Genomic DNA, 14,438 nt, shown 5'->3' with positions numbered 1-14,438 from the left:
GTAAGTCCGCCCACAGAGAGGGCCACCCATGCAGACCCCGACTCCCCTGGAGGAGCTGCTCGACCTCGCCGCGGACGTCCTGTGCCGCGACCGGCGCACGCTGCCGGCCGGGGCCTCGGGTTCGCCCTTCCTCACCCTGGGCGGTGGCCTCGGCCAGGCCCTGCGGCTCCAGGCGCGCGCCGACGAACAGCTCGGCCTGCTCCTCGACGTGGCCCAGCTGCTGGGCCCCGCCCCGCTGACCGACGTACTGGCCCGGGCCGTGGTCCCGGCGCCCGCGGCCGTGCGGCCTGCCCCGGCTCCCGGCCGGGGTGCGCGCGATCTCGCCCTGCTGCCCGGTCAGTCGGCTCCGCTCACCGCGCAGCGCTACGTCGGCCCCGGCGCGGTGCACCGGGTGCTGAGCGCCGAACTGGCGGGGCCGCTGGACCCCGCCGCGCTGCGGGCCGCGCTCGCCGGCCTGGGCGCGCGGCACGAGGGGCTGCGGACCGCGTTCCCGGTCTCGGCGGCCGGGACCGTACGGCGGGTGCTCGACGCGTACGCCCCGCCGCTGATCACGCTGCCCGAGCTGCCGGGCGCTCCGGCCGCGAGCCGCGGGGCGGCCGTCGACGCCGCCCACGCGCGGCTCGCGGACGAGGTGGAGCGGCTGATCGGGCATCCCGACCGGCCGCCCTTCGCCTTCGTCCTGACCCGGCTGGCGGCGGACCGGCACCTGCTGTCCTTCCTCTGCCACGACGCGGTGGCGGACGCCTGGTCGGCGGCGCTGGTCTGGCGGGAGCTGCTCGCCGACTACGCCCGCGCGGCGTCCGGGCAGCCACCGGCCGCCCGGTCGGCCGCGCCGGCCCGGACGGAGCCGCCCGCCGGGGCGGAGCCGCTCCTTGACGCGGGACCGCTCGCCGAACGGATCGACCGGATACGGGAGTTCCCCGCCGTCGTGGACCTGGTCCCGCCCGGGCGGCGGCCCGCCGTCTTCGACTTCCGGGGCGAGCGGCTGGCCGTCGCGCTGGACACGGAGCTGCGGGACGCGGTCGACGCCACGGCCGCGCGGGCCGGCGTACCGCACGGGACGGTGCTGCTCGCGGCCTGGGCGCTCGCCGTGGGGCGGCGCTCCGGGCACGAATGGCTGCTGGTGGGCGCCGAGCTGCCGAGGCTCCGCACCGGCGCGCCGCTGCGGACGGTCGCGCCGGGTTCGACGACCGTACCGGTGTGCTGCGAACTGGAGGGCGGCGTCGACTACTTCCTGCGCGGGGTCGCCTGCGCGTTCGGCGAGGCGCTCGCGTGCTCCGCGCTCGATACGGAGGCGCTCGTACGGGAACTCGGGCTGCGCGGCGACCGGTCGCGCACCCCGCTGACCCAGGTCTCCTTCGCGGACCACGACGGCCTGCTGCCCGCCCGCGCGGCGGCGGGCCCGCTGACGGCCCGTTTTCACCACGGCCACCTGGGCGGGGCCACGGCCGACGCGGCGCTGACGGTGCTGCGCTGGCGCGAAGAGCCGCTGCTGGCGCTGGACTTCGCCTCCTCGGTACTGGACCGCGCGCAGGCGGAGCAGCTGGCCCAGGAGCTGCGCGGCGCGCTGGCCGCGCTGGCCTCCGCCGGTGAGGCGGACCCGGTGGAGGACCTCCTGCCGCACACCCTGACGGCCTGCGTCACGCCGCTGACCGCCGCTCCCCTGTCCGCGGCGGCTTCGGCCTGACGTCGGCTTCGAACGGACCGGTCCGAATCCGGTCAAAGATCCGGTGCGCGCGCCGCGCGGGGGAACGGAAGGCGCGCGCACCGGATTCGGGCCCGGGCAGCCGGAGGGGGGCCGGCGCCCGGGAGCACGGTGGGCCGATGGCCACGGCCATCGCCCCGGTCTGTGGTGACGGGCCCGCGCCCGGGCCGTGGAGGCCCGGGGGCCCGTGGCGCGGCGGGTCAGGCCAGGTCGGGGAGGCGCGCCGCGATGTCCTCCGGGGCGGGCATGGCGGCGATCTCGGCGGCGATCTTGCGGGCCGCGTCGCGGTAGCCGGGGTCGCCCAGGATCTTGCGGGCGTACTCGGTGACCGCCTCGGCGGTGAGGTCGAAGAGAACCTCGCCCGCGCCCGCGTCCCGTACGGCCCGGCCGTTGGCGGGGCCGTCCGCGCCCTGCGGCACGATCAGCTGGGGCAGGCCCGCTTCGAGAGTGGCGAGCGTGGTCCCGCTGCCGCCGTGCTGGACGACGAGCGCGGCGTGCGCGAGGACGGCGGACTGCGGCAGCCACGGGGCCACGATCACGTGCTCCGGCAGCTCGCCGAGGTCGGCGATCTGCACCCGGAAGCCGGCCGCGACCAGGACCGGCACGCCCAGCGGGGCGAGCCCGTCGATCACGGTGCGCAGGTTCTCGGCGGAGCCGAGCGCGGTGCCGAGGGTCAGGTAGACGAAGGGTTCGCCCGAGGTGGCGAGCCCCGCGGGCAGTTCGCCCGGCTCGACGAAGGCGACGGGCCGCTGCTCGATGCGCGCCTGGCCCGACTCGACGAAGGCCCGGTCCTGGAGGGACGGCGGGCAGATGTCGATGTAGGTGTTGCCGAGGGTCAGCGCCTGCCCGGCGGGCACGGTGACGCCCAGGTCGGCGGCGGTCGCGAGGATCTCCTGCTGGAGCCGCTCGGCCTCGTGGTCCTGCGAGAGCAGGCCGACGCCGTGCGCGAGGGCGGGTACGCCCGCCAGTTGGGCGGCGAACCCGGCGCCCGGGTTGAGCACTTCGTGCACGACGAGGTCGAAGCGCCGGCTCTCGAAGACCGGCGCCAGGTCGGCCGCGACCCAGCGCGGCAGGACCGAGCCGAACACCTTGATGTGCAGGTTCGCGAGGACCTCCGGCGGGACGTCCTGGGCGCCCACCTCGCCGCCGTGGGCCTCGAGGAAGGCTCGACCGCCCGCTGCTTCGATGAATGCCTCGGGCACGGACCGGCCTGCCGTCACCGGCTCGAAACCAGCCTCCCGGAGGGTCTGGTGGAACTGCTCACCCGTTGCGAACGCGACCTCGTGGCCGGCGGCTCGCGCCGCCCTCGCCAAGGGAAGCAAGGGAAAAATGTGCCCGAAGTTGCCCACGCTGGCAAAGAGGATTCTCATGAGGCCCAACCCTAGGGGCGCCGACCGCGATTGTCTAGTGTTGCTAGATATTCTAGCAATGAACGGATCGAGGTGAGCGCGATGGCCCCCGAGGATCTGGCGCGCCTTCAGTTCGGCCTCACCGTCGCCTCGCACTACCTCCTCGTCACCCTCACGCTGGGCCTGGTCGCCCTCGTGGCGGTCGCGCACACCCGCTGGGCGCGCACGGGCGACCCGGCGCTGCGGCGGATGACCACCTACTGGGGCACCCTCTACGTCATCAACTACGCGGTCGGCATCGCCACCGGCCTCGCCATGGAGTTCCAGCTCAGCGCCAACTGGACCGGCCTGGAATCCACGGCGGCGAGCGTCTTCGGCGCCCCCCTCGCGGTGGAGACGGTGGTCTCGTTCTTCGCCGAGTCGACCTTCCTCGCCCTGTGGATCTTCGGCTTCGACCGGCTGCCGAAGTACGTCCACCTCGCATGCATCTGGATCGTGGCCGCCGCGGCCTACACCTCCGCGGTGTGGGCGCTGCTGGCCAACGGCTTCATGCAGAACCCGGTCGCCTACACGATGCGCGACGGGCACCTGGAACTGACCTCGTTCGGGGCGCTGTTCGCCAACGCCAACTCCTGGATCGCCATCTTCCACATCTTCGGCGGCGCGCTCGCGGTCGGCGGCTTCTTCGTGCTCGGCGTCAGCCTGCTGCTGCACCGGCGCGGCCGCGCGGACCGGGCGTTCGTCCGGCACTCGCTGAAGGCGGGCGCGCACGCCGGGACGTGGGGCGCCGCGCTCGTCGTCCTCAGCGGCACGGTCCAGCTCGGCAACACAAGGAAGGACCAGCCGCTCAAGGGCGCGGTCCTGGACGGGAACCAGGCCGAGGTGACGCGGCAGCTCCAGGAGCTGGCGAAGCGGTTCGGCCCACTGGAGGGACCGCCGTCCGGGCCGGTACTGGGCGCCCTGACCCTGATGATGATGATCGGCGGGGTGCTGCTGATCCTGGGCGTCTGGGCCCTCGTCTCGCTGCGCGAGCAGCGCCCGCAGGCCTTCCCCCCGCCCTACGCGCAGCCGTACCCGGGTCAGGGCCACCCCGGCCAGTGGCAGCCAACGCCTGCGCCCGCCCGCGGCCAGGGCCAGGGCGGCCGCAAGGTGTACCCCGGCCAATGGCCCCCGGGCCAGGGCCCGCACGGGCCGACCGGCCAGGGCCGCCGCGTGTACCCCGGCCAGTGGCCGCAGGGCCGGGCACCGGGACCGCAGGGCCAGTACGGCCAGTACGGCCCGTACGGTCAACCCAGCCGCCCCGGCCCGTACGCCCGGCCCGGCCCCCACGCTCAGGTTTACGCCCACGCCCACGTCGGCCGCACCCCCTCCGGGGAGGGCGAGGTCATGCGGTCGGCCGTGCTGCGGCGGGTGCTGCCCTTCGCGATGGCGCTGCCGTTCCTCGCGAACCTCTGCGGCTGGGCCGTCCGCGAGGTCGGCCGCCAGCCGTTCGTCATCACCGGCATCCTGACCACCCGCCAGGCGATGACCCCCGGCCTCGGCGCGGGGCGGCTCACCGCGTCGCTCCTCGTCCTCGTCGTCCTCGTGGTCTGCCTGCTCGGCCTGGACTGGTGGCTGCTGGCCCGGGCCGCGATGCGCGGTCCCGGCGAGGGCGGCCTCGGCCGGGGCGCGGAGCCCGCCGCCGCATCCACCGCCTCCGCCGCCGCACCGGACTCCCTGGGCAGCGGCCTGGCCGGCGCCGCGCACGACCCGCGCGTGGATCCCCGTACGCACCCCCGCGCGCCGCAGGCGAGTCCGTACGGCGACCGGTCCACCGGGGCCGCCGCGTCCCCCGCGTCCCCGGCCTCCTCGGCGTCCGCCGCGTCCTCCCGGGAAGGAGCGCACCCGTCATGAGCCACCCGACCGTCGCCCTCGTGGCGTTCATCGCCTTGTTCACCGGATACCTGGTCCTGGCCGGGATCGACTACGGCGTCGGGCTCACCCTTCCCCGCACCGGCTCCGACGCCCCCGGGCGGCGCGCCGTGCTGGGGGCGGTCGGGCCGCTGCTGCTCGGCAACGAAGCCTGGCTGCTGGTCTCCGTCGGCGCCCTCGCCGGAACCCTGCCGGGGCTGCGCGGCGCGCTGTTCGAGGGCGCCCATCCCTACGCGCTGATCGCCTTCGCGGGCGCACTGGCCCTGAACGCGGGCGTCCAGCTGCGCGGCCGGCACCCCGGCGAACGGGTCCGGCGCGCCTTCGACCTGCTGATCTGCGCGGCCGGAGCCGCCGCCGCCTTCGGCTGGGGCTGCTTCCTCGCCGTGACCGCCGCCGGGGTCTCCCTCGGCAGCGACGGTCACGTGCGCGGCGTGGCCGCGCCCGACCCCTTCACCCTGCTGGGCGGCCTGACCATGGTCGCGCTGCTCGCCACGCACGGCAGCGCCTTCGTGGCCGCCCGGCTCACCGGTGACCCGGCCCGGCGGGCGGCCGCGCTCACCGTCGTCGGCGCGACCCTCGCCGCGGCGCTGCTCGCGGTCACCGCGCTGACGGGCTGGGTCGGCGGGAGCTTCGACGGCGGGGCGCTGCGCCACCCGGTCCTGGCGGCGCTGGCCGTCGTCCTCGCCGTGGCGGCGCTGTTCCTGACCCGGGCCCTGGCCGGCGGCGGCCGGGCGCGGCTCGCGCCCTGGGCGACCACGGCCGCCGTGATCGCGGCGGCCTGCGCGGTCTTCGCGGGCAAGTACCCGGCCCTGCTGACCTCCACCGTCGCGGGCGTGCCCGCACCGACGGTCGCGCAACTGGCCACGGACGAGACCGCGTTGGCGGCCGTGCTCTGGACCTCCGGGCCGGTGCTGCTGCTCGTGGTCGCGGCGCAGGTCTACCTGTGGCTGGCCGTGTGGGCCCCGGCGCGCACCGCCGCCCCGGCGCCGGAGCCGCTCGAAGCCCCCGCCTTCTCCTGAAGAGGGGCCCCTCCCCGGGGCGCCCGCGGTTCCCGAGAGTCAGGACAGCGACCGATGGACCTCGCCCTGGTACGGAGTTCGCCCCTGCTCCGGCGGTTTCTGGTGCACCGCGCGCTGGGCGCGGTGGCGGAAGCCGTCCTGACCCTCCTGCAGTGCGTCCTGCTGGCCTCGGTGCTCGCGGCCGCCGTCGAGGAGGGCACGGGGGCCGCGCTGCACGCCGTACCGGTCCCGCTGCTGGCGGCCGTGGTCGCCGGGCGGGCCGCGCACGCCTGGTGGGACCGCGCTTCGGCGGGCGCGGCCGCCGCCCGGTACAAGGAGGAGCTGCGGGCGGAGCTCACGGCGGCCGTCACCGCCGCGGCCGTCCGCGGCCGGGGCCCGCGGCCCGCCTCGGTGGTCGCGCTGCTCGGCCGCGGCATGGACGCGCTGGAGGACCACCTCACCGGCTCGCTCGCCCTGCTGCCGCAGGCGGTCGTCGTGCCGCTGGCCGTCACCGGCACCGTCTGGGCCGCGGACTGGGTCTCGGGCCTGGTCGTGCTGGTGACGCTGCCGCTGGTGCCGCTGCTGCTGGCGTTGGTCGGCCTGCACACCAAGGCCCGTACGGAGGCGCAGTGGGCGGTGCTGCTGCGCCTGGGCGGGTACTTCCTCCAGGCGCTCGGCGGGCTCGCCACGCTCCGCGTCTTCGGGCAGGAGGGCCGGGCCGCCGAGAGCGTGCGCGCGCGGGCCGCGGAGCACCGGCGGGCGACGGTGCGCACCCTGCGCGTGGCGTTCCTGTCCGCCTTCGTCATGGACAGCCTGACGAGCCTGTCGGTGGCGCTGATCGCGGTCCCGGTCGGTTTCCGGCTGCTGGACGGGGCGATGCCGCTGTCGACGGGGCTGGCCGTCCTGCTGCTGACCCCGGAGGCGTACCGGCCGCTGCGGCTGCTGGCCGGGCGCTTCCACGCGGCGCAGGAGGGGCGTACGGCCCTGGCCCAGGTCCGCGCCCTGCTCGACGGCGCCGCGGCCGGCCCCGCGCTCGTACGCGAACGGCCTTCTTCCGGGCCGAAGCCGTTGCCCGACCCGGCGCGCTTCCCGCTCGTCCTGGACCGGCTCGACGTCGGCCACGCGCCCGGCGCGCCGGCCCTGACGGGGCTGTCCTGGCGGTTCGAGCCGGGGCGCAGCTGCGCGCTGACCGGGCCCAGCGGCGCCGGGAAGACCACCCTGCTGCGGACGGTCGCCGGGCTGCTGCCGCCGCTCGCGGGGGACCTGCGGGTGGGCGGCGTATCGGTGGTCGCCCGCACGGCCGCCGACCGGGCGGCGTGGACCGACCGGATCGCGATGGTGGCGCAGCAGCCGCACCTGTTCGCGCTGTCGGTCGCGGACAACGTGCGGCTGGGGCGGCCCGGCGCGGGCGCCGACGAGGTGTGGGACGCGCTGGAGGCGGCGGGCGCGGCCGACTTCGTACGCCGCCTGCCGGACGGACCGGCCACCCGGGTCGGCGAGGGCGGCGCCGGCCTGTCCGGCGGGGAGCGCCAGCGGCTCGCGCTGGCCCGCGCACTGCTGCGCCGCCCGTCACTGCTGCTGCTGGACGAGCCGACGGCCCGCCTGGACGGCGGCACGGAGCAGCACGTGCTGCGCGCCCTGGAAGCGGTGGCGGGCCGCGCCACCCTCCTGGTGGCCACCCACCGCCCGGCGGTGGCCGAACACACGGACACGGTCCTCCGCCTGGACTCCCTGCGCCCCGCCCCGGTACCCGCCCTTGAGGAGACCCGCCGATGAACCCGCGTCCGGGCCGCGCCCCTGCTCCGGCCCCGGCCGTACCGGTGTCCACACCGTCCCCCCGGGCGCTGTCCCGCAGGGACGTGGGGCGGCTCGGGGTCGCCGCGGTGGCGGCCGCGCTCGGGGAGGGCTGCGCCATCGCGCTGACCGCGAGCGCGGCGTGGCTGATCTGCCGGGCCTCGCAGCAGCCGCCGCTCGGAGCGCTGATGGTCGCGGTGGTCGCGGTGCGCGCCTTCGCCCTGGGCCGGGGCGCGCTGCGCTACGCCGAGCGGCTGTGGGGCCACGACGCCGCGCTGCGGATCATGGAGCGGGTACGGGGCCGGCTGCTGACGCTGCTGGCCCCGCACGCGCCGTACGGGCTGCGGGCGTTCAGCCGTGGCGAGCTGCTGAACCGGCTCGTCGCCGACGCCGATGCCGTGCAGGACGCGCTGCTGCGGGTGGCCCTGCCGATGCTGACCGCGCTGCTGGTGGGGGCCGGGGTCACGGTGGGGAGCGCACTGGTGCTGCCCGCCGCCGGATGGGCGCTGGGGACGGGGCTGCTGCTGGCCTGCGTGGCGCTGCCCGCACTGGCCGTGGCCACCGGGCGCCGCTCGGCCGCCCGGCTGTCGGCGGCCCGCGCCGAACTGGCCGCGCGCACCGTGGACCTGGTCGAGGGGGCGGAGGACCTCGCGCTGTGCGGGGCGACGGCGCTGGTGGCGGAGCGCGAACGGGCCGCCTCCCGCGCGGTGGCCCGCCGCGAGCGGGCCGGGTCGGCCGCCGCGGCCGCGATCGCCGCGGCCGCGGTCCTGGTCCAGCTCGGCACCACGGCCGCGGTGGCCGTCCTGGCCCTGCGCGGCACCGGCCCGGTGACCGCCGCGGTACTGACCCTGACCGCGCTGGCCACCCTCGACCTCGCCACCCCCGTCCGCGCGGCCGCCGACCACCTCACCCGCCTCGCCACCTCCCTCCACCGGCTGCGCGCCCTGCACGCCCTCCCGGCGACCGCGCCCGGCGCGACGACCGGCACGACGGCCGACGCGCGGACCGACCCGCGGGCCGGCACGCGGACCGGCACGCGGGCCACCGCGACACCCTCCGCGTCGGCAGGCACGTCACCCCCCACCGGTACCGCCCCCGCCCGCCGGGGCCCACGCCTCCCCCACGGCCCGCTCACCCTGGAGTTCGCCAACGTCGGCGTCACCCACGCGGGGGCCGTGCGCCCCGCCCTGACCGGGATCGGGCTCCTCCTCGCCCCCGGGCGCCGGATCGCGCTCGTCGGCCCCAGCGGGTCCGGCAAGAGCACGGTCGCCGGGCTGGCCCTGGGGCTCCTGGAGCCCACCGCGGGCCGGGTCGCGCTGGGCGGCGTACCGCTCGCGGAGCTGCCGGAGGGCGCCCTGCGGCCACGGCTGGCCGCCGGGCTGACCCAGTACCACCACGTGTTCGCCGGCACCGTGCGCGAGCACCTGCTGCTGGCCCGCCCCGGCGCGGCCGAGGGCGCGCTGTGGGCGGCCCTCGCCCGGGCGGGGGCCGCGGACTGGGTGCGCGCGCTCCCCGGCGGGCTGGACGCCGAGGTCGGCGAGGACGCGGCCGCCTTCTCCGGCGGCGAGCGCCGCCGCCTGGGCCTGGCGGCCGCCCTGCTCGCCGATCCCGCGGTCCTGGTCCTGGACGAACCCACCGAGTCGCTGGCCCCCCGGGACGCCGACGCCGTCCTCGCTGCGGTCCTCGCGCCCCGCCCGGACCGCGCGGTGCTGCTGATCAGCCACCGCACCATCGGCCTGGAGGCGGTGGACGAGATCGTCGTCCTGGACGCCGGCCGCGTCGTCCAGCGCGGCACGCACGCCGAACTCCTCGCCGCGCCCGGCCACTACCGCGAGCGGCACCGCACGGAGCGGGCGGCGGAGGCCGCCGAACCGGGCCGCGCGCAGCCGGCGTACCCGCACCGCGCACGGCCCGCGCACCCGCACGACCCCCACGCCCTGGCCGCCGCCCCGTGACCGCCCGCCACTTGAGCCCCCGTGCGCCCCACCTCAAGGCCCTCTCCAGCCACAGCCGATCGGGCTCCCCCATCGTCGTGGTGCGACCGGCTGCCCCTGGGCGCGCGGGACAAGGCGAAGGAGTCCACCGATGACCATCACCCAGGCAATGCCCCCGGGCGTCGTCACGAGCCTGGGGCGGCGGTTCACCCTGTCGGCCCAGGCCCTCGACAGCTCGGTGACCCCCAACCCGGTCTTCCGCGACTGGTTCGCCGAGCAGCGGCGCACCAACCGCTACGACGTGCGGCGCATCCCCTTCGCCGAGCTCGTCGGCTGGCACTTCGAGGACTCCACCGGCAACCTCGTGCACGACAGCGGCCGCTTCTTCTCCGTCGAGGGCCTGCACGTGCGCACCGACTGGGGCGGCCACGGCGCGTCCTGGTCCCAGCCGATCATCAACCAGCCGGAAGTCGGCATCCTCGGCATCGTCGTCAAGGAGTTCAACGGGGTCCTGCACTGCCTGATGCAGGCCAAGATGGAGCCCGGCAACCTCGACACGGTGCAGCTGTCCCCCACCGTGCAGGCGACCCGCAGCAACTACACCGGTGTGCACAAGGGCGCGTCCGTCCACTACATCGACTACTTCAAACCGCCCCGGGTCGGCTCGCGGGTGCTCTTCGACTCCCTCCAGTCGGAGCAGGGCTCCTGGTTCCTGCGCAAGCGGAACCGGAACATGGTGGTGGAGGCGCTGGGCGACGTGCCCGAGCACGAGGACTTCGTCTGGCTGACCCTCGGCCAGATCCACCAGCTGCTCTACGAGAACAACGTGATCAACATGGACGCCCGCACCGTCCTGTCCCTGATCCCGACCTTCGCCGACGAGGGCCCCTCGCTGCACACGACGGAACACGTCCTGTCCCGGCTCACCGAGATCAAGGCGACCCGCGAACTGGTGCAGAGCACCCTGCCGCTGCACGGCGTCCAGGGATGGCACCGCACCGACTACGCGATCGCACACGACAGCGGCCACCACTTCAGCGTCATCGCCGCCTCCGTCTCCGCCGCCAACCGCGAGGTCCAGCGCTGGACCCAGCCGCTGCTCGCCCCCGCCGAGCAGGGGCTCGCCGCCTTCGTGGTCCGCCGGATCGGGGGCGTACCGCACCTGCTGGCGCAGGCCCGCTCCGAGGCCGGCGTCCTGGACGTCGCCGAGCTGGGCCCGACCGTGCAGTGCCAGCCGGGCCGCGCGCTGACCCTGCCCCGGGAGCGGCAGCCGCGCTACCTCGACATGGTGCTCTCCGCGCCGAAGTCGCGGCTGCTGTACGACACGGTGCAGTCCGAGGAGGGCGGCCGCTTCCACCACGCGGGCAACCGGTACGCGCTGGTGGAGGTCGGGGACGAGTTCCCCGTCGACGTACCGGAGGACTTCCTGTGGGTGACGGCCGGGCAGCTCGCCGGGCTCCTCAAACACAGCAACTACCTGAACATCGAGGCCCGGACGCTCCTGACCAGCCTGCGGGCGGCCTGGGCGCTGGGCGGAGCGTACGCGCTGTGAGCGGGCGGAAGGCTCTGCGCGTCGGCGTGTTGGGCTGCGCCGACATCGCCGAACGCCGCATGCTGCCCTCGATGCAGCGCCAGCCGCTCGTCGAGGTCACCGCGATCGCCAGCCGCACGATCGAGAAGGCACGGCACTTCACCGACCGCTTCGGCGGCGTCCCCCTCGCGGGCTACGAGAAGGTGCTGGAGCGCCCGGACGTGGACGCGGTGTACATCCCGCTGCCGCCCGAGATGCACGTCGAGTGGACGCTGCGGGCGCTCGCGGCGGGCAAGCACGTGCTGTGCGAGAAGCCGTTCGCGACCTCGCTGCCGGACGCCGAGAAGGCGGTCGCGGCGGCCCGCGGCAGCGGCCTGCTCCTCATGGAGAGCTTCATGTTCCTGCACCACTCGCAGCACGCGCGGGTGCGGGAGCTGGTGGCGGACGGGCTGATCGGCGAAGTCCAGCTCTTCACCTCGGAGTTCGGCATCCCGCTGCGCCCGGGCGGGCTGCGCGCGAGCACCCTGCCGGAGGTGGCGGCGTACCCGGTGCGCGCGGCCCAGCTGTTCCTGGGCCCGGACCTGCGGGTGGCGGGCGCGCAGGTCCGCCCGGACAGCGCGTACGGTCCCCAGCCCGCCGGGAGCGCCCTGCTGACCTCCCCCTCCGGCGCGGCCGCCCACCTCGCGTACGGCGTCGAGCACGCCTACCTCAGCGGCTACGGCCTCTGGGGCAGCGAGGGCCGCCTGCGCCTGGAACGCGCCTTCAGCACCCCGGACGACTTCACCCCGGTCCTGCGCGTGGACCGCGCGGACGGCACGCGGGAGATCCCCCTGTCCCCCGACCACCACTTCACGAACATCGCTGGCACCTTCGCGACGGCGGTCCTGGACGCGGAGGACTTCACCCCGCACGCGGAGGCGATCCTCACCCACGCCCGCCTGATGGAAACGATCGCCACGACGGCGGCGGACCACTGACTCCCTGGGCTCCGCCGCAAGGGACACCGGCCTCGGCGGCAGCCGTGTCGAGGATCCGGCCGAGCTCGGAAGCGATCGCCCGGGCCTCGTCCGGTTCGGTGACGTGAGCCGCGCGGTCTTCGAGCAGGCGCAGCCGGGCAGCCGTCCCGGGGTGGCGTTCGATCGCGACGTACAGGGCCCACTGACGCAGGAAGCGGCACACGGGCGCGGAGCTGCCCTGCTCCCGGGCACGGGCACTGGTGAGGGCGACGGCGGTGGCGCGTTCGGCGTCGAACGTCGCGACCACGCCGGGGGCGATCCGCACCAGGGCCGCGCGCAGCTCTTCCGCGGTCGCGCCCGACTGCGGCACGCTGCCGCCGCGGGGGCGCTCCGCCGCGGTGCTCATGTCTTCCATGCGCCCCAGCCTGCCCCATTGCGGGGTCGCGTACGGGGGCCCTCCCGCCCCGTAGCGCACGCCCCCGCTCAGGCGCGGAGGCAGTCCGCCGCCCGCGTCGTCACGACGCCGACGGACCGCCGACCCGGCGTTCGAGCCCCCGGAGCAGGCGGACGTACGGGCTCCAGCGGGCCGGACGGGCCACCGTGCCCGTGCAGGCGAGCTCGGCGCGGTCCAGGGCGTCCTCCAGGCAGGCGTCGTGCATCGCGCGGAAGGCCAGGGGCCAGGTCAGGCGCGCCAGTCCACCGGTCTTCATCGCGAGGGTGTGCCGCAGCACGGTGCGCTCCCCGTCCACGGGCAGCACCGCGAACTCGTGGAAGCCGTGGAACCCGCGCGGCCCGCTGAAGGTGAAGCGGGCCCAGGTCCCGGGCACGTACGCGGTGACCGCGTAGCGGACCGGCCCGTGGCCACCGGTCGCACCGACCGCCAGGGGGCGGTCGAATTCCAGCGCGGGCCACTTCCGGTGCGCCCACAGCCGGTCCGCGGCGCCACCGGACAGGCTGTCGACGAGCGCGCCCACCTCGCTCGCCTTGGCGGCCAGCAGCCGCTCGTGCACGTTGTAGACGCCCATGGCGTCCTCCCCTCCACATTATTAGAGAGCACTCTCTAATAATGTGGAGGGTACTCTCTGATTCATGGCGCGACCACCCCGCTTCGACACCGACCAGATCCTCGACGCCGCGGTCCAACTGGCCGCCTCCGCCGGACCGGCGGGCGTGACCATGTCCGCCGTCGCCCAGGCGATCGGCGCGCCGAGCGGATCCATGTACCACCGCCTCCCCGGCCGCACGGCGCTGCTCGCTGAGGTCTGGCTGCGCACCGTGGAGCGCTTCCAGGAGGGCTACTTCCTCGCCCTCGGCAGCGCCCCCGACCCCCACGGAGCCGCCCGCGCGGCCGCCCGGCACGTCGTCGCCTGGAGCCGCGCCCACCCGCGGGAGGCCTCGCTCCTGCTCTACGGCGCCGACCAGTTCGGCCGCGCCGAGTGGTCCGAGGAGCACAAGGAGCGCGCGGACCGGGGCAACGCGCGCGTGTACGACTCCCTCCACCTCCTCGCCGACGTCCTGGGCGCGGCAGGCCCCCGGGACCACGACCGCGTCATCCTGGCCCTGATCGACCTGCCCCTGTCCCTGGTCCGCCGCCACCTGCGCGCCGGCCGCCCCCTCCCCCCACACGCGGAGGACCTGGCCGAAGAGTCCGCGGCAGCCCTGCTGACCGCCACCTGAGCCGGAGAGAACCGGGTCACCGTGGTGCCGGCGAAGTCGACGCCGACGGTACGCGCACGTCGCATGCGGCCTCGTCCGGCTGCGCGGTCACGGACGTCCGAGGCCCCAGGGGCGTCTTGAGGGTGAAGGACCAGCACTGGTACTCCGCCCTCGGCCCCAGAAACGACATGGCGACGCGAATTTCCCGTTCATCACGCCGAATGGCCCATGGACCCGGCGAGACGTCCTTCAGCTCGTCATCCGTCAGGGTTCCGTCCTGCGCACGGTGCTGGAGAGCTTGACCGGTCAATCGTGTGTCGGTCGCGAGTTGCTGTTCCATACGCCTGGCCTGGCCCTCGGGGAGACTCACCCCCAGCCACCAGAGGAAGACGCCGACCAGCGCCAGCGCAAGAACGAACAGCAGGAGCAGGACGACCCCCACAGCCCTCATCACAGTCCGGCGTGCCGACGTGGGGAGCCGAGAGCCAGGGGCTTCCAAGGGGTTCACGGGCAGGAGCCTGCCCTGTGGGCCACGGGCCTGTACAGCCGATCTGGCGAAGTCCTCTTGGCCCGGGTGACAGGATCCTTCCGGGTCAGGCGCGGA

12 protein-coding genes are annotated in these 14,438 nt (G+C 75.9%); 8 read left to right on the top strand and 4 right to left on the bottom strand.

Annotated features, from left to right (window positions below; translation table 11 throughout):
- Positions 1–28: 28 nt before the first annotated feature.
- Positions 29–1,687: a condensation domain-containing protein gene (locus ABZY31_RS10960; RefSeq protein ID WP_356407489.1), complete on the top strand. Its 1,659-nt coding sequence runs from the start codon at positions 29–31 to the stop codon at positions 1,685–1,687.
- A gap of 218 nt (positions 1,688–1,905) precedes the next feature.
- Here the strand turns inward: ABZY31_RS10960 and ABZY31_RS10955 are convergent, their stop codons facing one another.
- Complete coding sequence (locus tag ABZY31_RS10955) at positions 1,906–3,075, bottom strand: nucleotide disphospho-sugar-binding domain-containing protein (RefSeq protein WP_356407486.1); 1,170 nt, start codon at positions 3,073–3,075, stop codon at positions 1,906–1,908.
- Positions 3,076–3,156: 81 nt separating this feature from the next.
- Between ABZY31_RS10955 and ABZY31_RS10950 the strand changes: the two genes are divergently transcribed.
- The 6 genes from ABZY31_RS10950 (at position 3,157) to ABZY31_RS10925 (ending at position 12,199) form a co-directional block, all read left to right on the top strand.
- A complete protein-coding gene (locus ABZY31_RS10950; RefSeq protein ID WP_356407483.1) occupies positions 3,157–4,947 on the top strand; it encodes a cytochrome ubiquinol oxidase subunit I in 1,791 nt (596 codons plus the stop codon).
- Complete coding sequence (locus ABZY31_RS10945) at positions 4,944–5,984, top strand: cytochrome d ubiquinol oxidase subunit II (RefSeq protein WP_356407480.1); 1,041 nt, start codon at positions 4,944–4,946, stop codon at positions 5,982–5,984. The genes ABZY31_RS10950 and ABZY31_RS10945 overlap by 4 nt, the downstream gene beginning before the upstream one ends.
- Positions 5,985–6,038: 54 nt before the next feature.
- Positions 6,039–7,739, top strand: coding sequence for a thiol reductant ABC exporter subunit CydD (cydD, locus tag ABZY31_RS10940; protein WP_356407478.1), 1,701 nt, complete (start codon positions 6,039–6,041; stop codon positions 7,737–7,739).
- On the top strand, positions 7,736–9,712 hold the full coding sequence (cydC, locus tag ABZY31_RS10935; protein WP_356407475.1) for a thiol reductant ABC exporter subunit CydC: 1,977 nt from the start codon (positions 7,736–7,738) through the stop codon (positions 9,710–9,712). Before cydD ends, cydC begins: the two co-directional genes overlap by 4 nt.
- A 130-nt stretch (positions 9,713–9,842) precedes the next feature.
- A complete protein-coding gene (locus ABZY31_RS10930; RefSeq protein WP_356407473.1) occupies positions 9,843–11,243 on the top strand; it encodes an NDP-hexose 2,3-dehydratase family protein in 1,401 nt (466 codons plus the stop codon).
- The gene (locus ABZY31_RS10925) at positions 11,240–12,199 is read left to right on the top strand and encodes a Gfo/Idh/MocA family oxidoreductase (RefSeq protein ID WP_356407470.1); all 960 of its coding nucleotides are present in this window, start codon (positions 11,240–11,242) and stop codon (positions 12,197–12,199) included. The genes ABZY31_RS10930 and ABZY31_RS10925 overlap by 4 nt, the downstream gene beginning before the upstream one ends.
- Here the strand turns inward: ABZY31_RS10925 and ABZY31_RS10920 are convergent.
- A complete protein-coding gene (locus ABZY31_RS10920; protein WP_356407468.1) occupies positions 12,147–12,593 on the bottom strand; it encodes a hypothetical protein in 447 nt (148 codons plus the stop codon). The two genes, ABZY31_RS10925 and ABZY31_RS10920, sit on opposite strands and share 53 nt — an antisense overlap.
- A gap of 100 nt (positions 12,594–12,693) precedes the next feature.
- Positions 12,694–13,203 carry an SRPBCC family protein gene (locus ABZY31_RS10915; RefSeq protein WP_356407465.1) on the bottom strand — a complete coding sequence of 170 codons (510 nt, stop codon included), beginning with the start codon at positions 13,201–13,203 and terminating at the stop codon, positions 12,694–12,696.
- A 64-nt stretch (positions 13,204–13,267) separates the two neighbouring features.
- Here ABZY31_RS10915 and ABZY31_RS10910 point away from each other — a divergent pair, with 64 nt between their 5' ends.
- The gene (locus ABZY31_RS10910; RefSeq protein ID WP_356407462.1) at positions 13,268–13,855 is read left to right on the top strand and encodes a helix-turn-helix domain-containing protein; all 588 of its coding nucleotides are present in this window, start codon (positions 13,268–13,270) and stop codon (positions 13,853–13,855) included.
- Positions 13,856–13,871: 16 nt separating this feature from the next.
- On the opposite strand, the gene ABZY31_RS10905 is transcribed toward ABZY31_RS10910, so the two are convergent.
- Positions 13,872–14,276 carry a hypothetical protein gene (locus ABZY31_RS10905; protein ID WP_356407459.1) on the bottom strand — a complete coding sequence of 135 codons (405 nt, stop codon included), beginning with the start codon at positions 14,274–14,276 and terminating at the stop codon, positions 13,872–13,874.
- Between the last annotated feature and the right edge of the window lie 162 nt (positions 14,277–14,438).

The organism is Streptomyces sp. NPDC006529 (assembly GCF_040611795.1).
Lineage (GTDB): Bacteria > Actinomycetota > Actinomycetes > Streptomycetales > Streptomycetaceae > Streptomyces.
The sequence above is the reverse complement of the archived record's forward strand: the minus strand, read 5'-3'. Positions and strand labels throughout refer to the sequence as shown.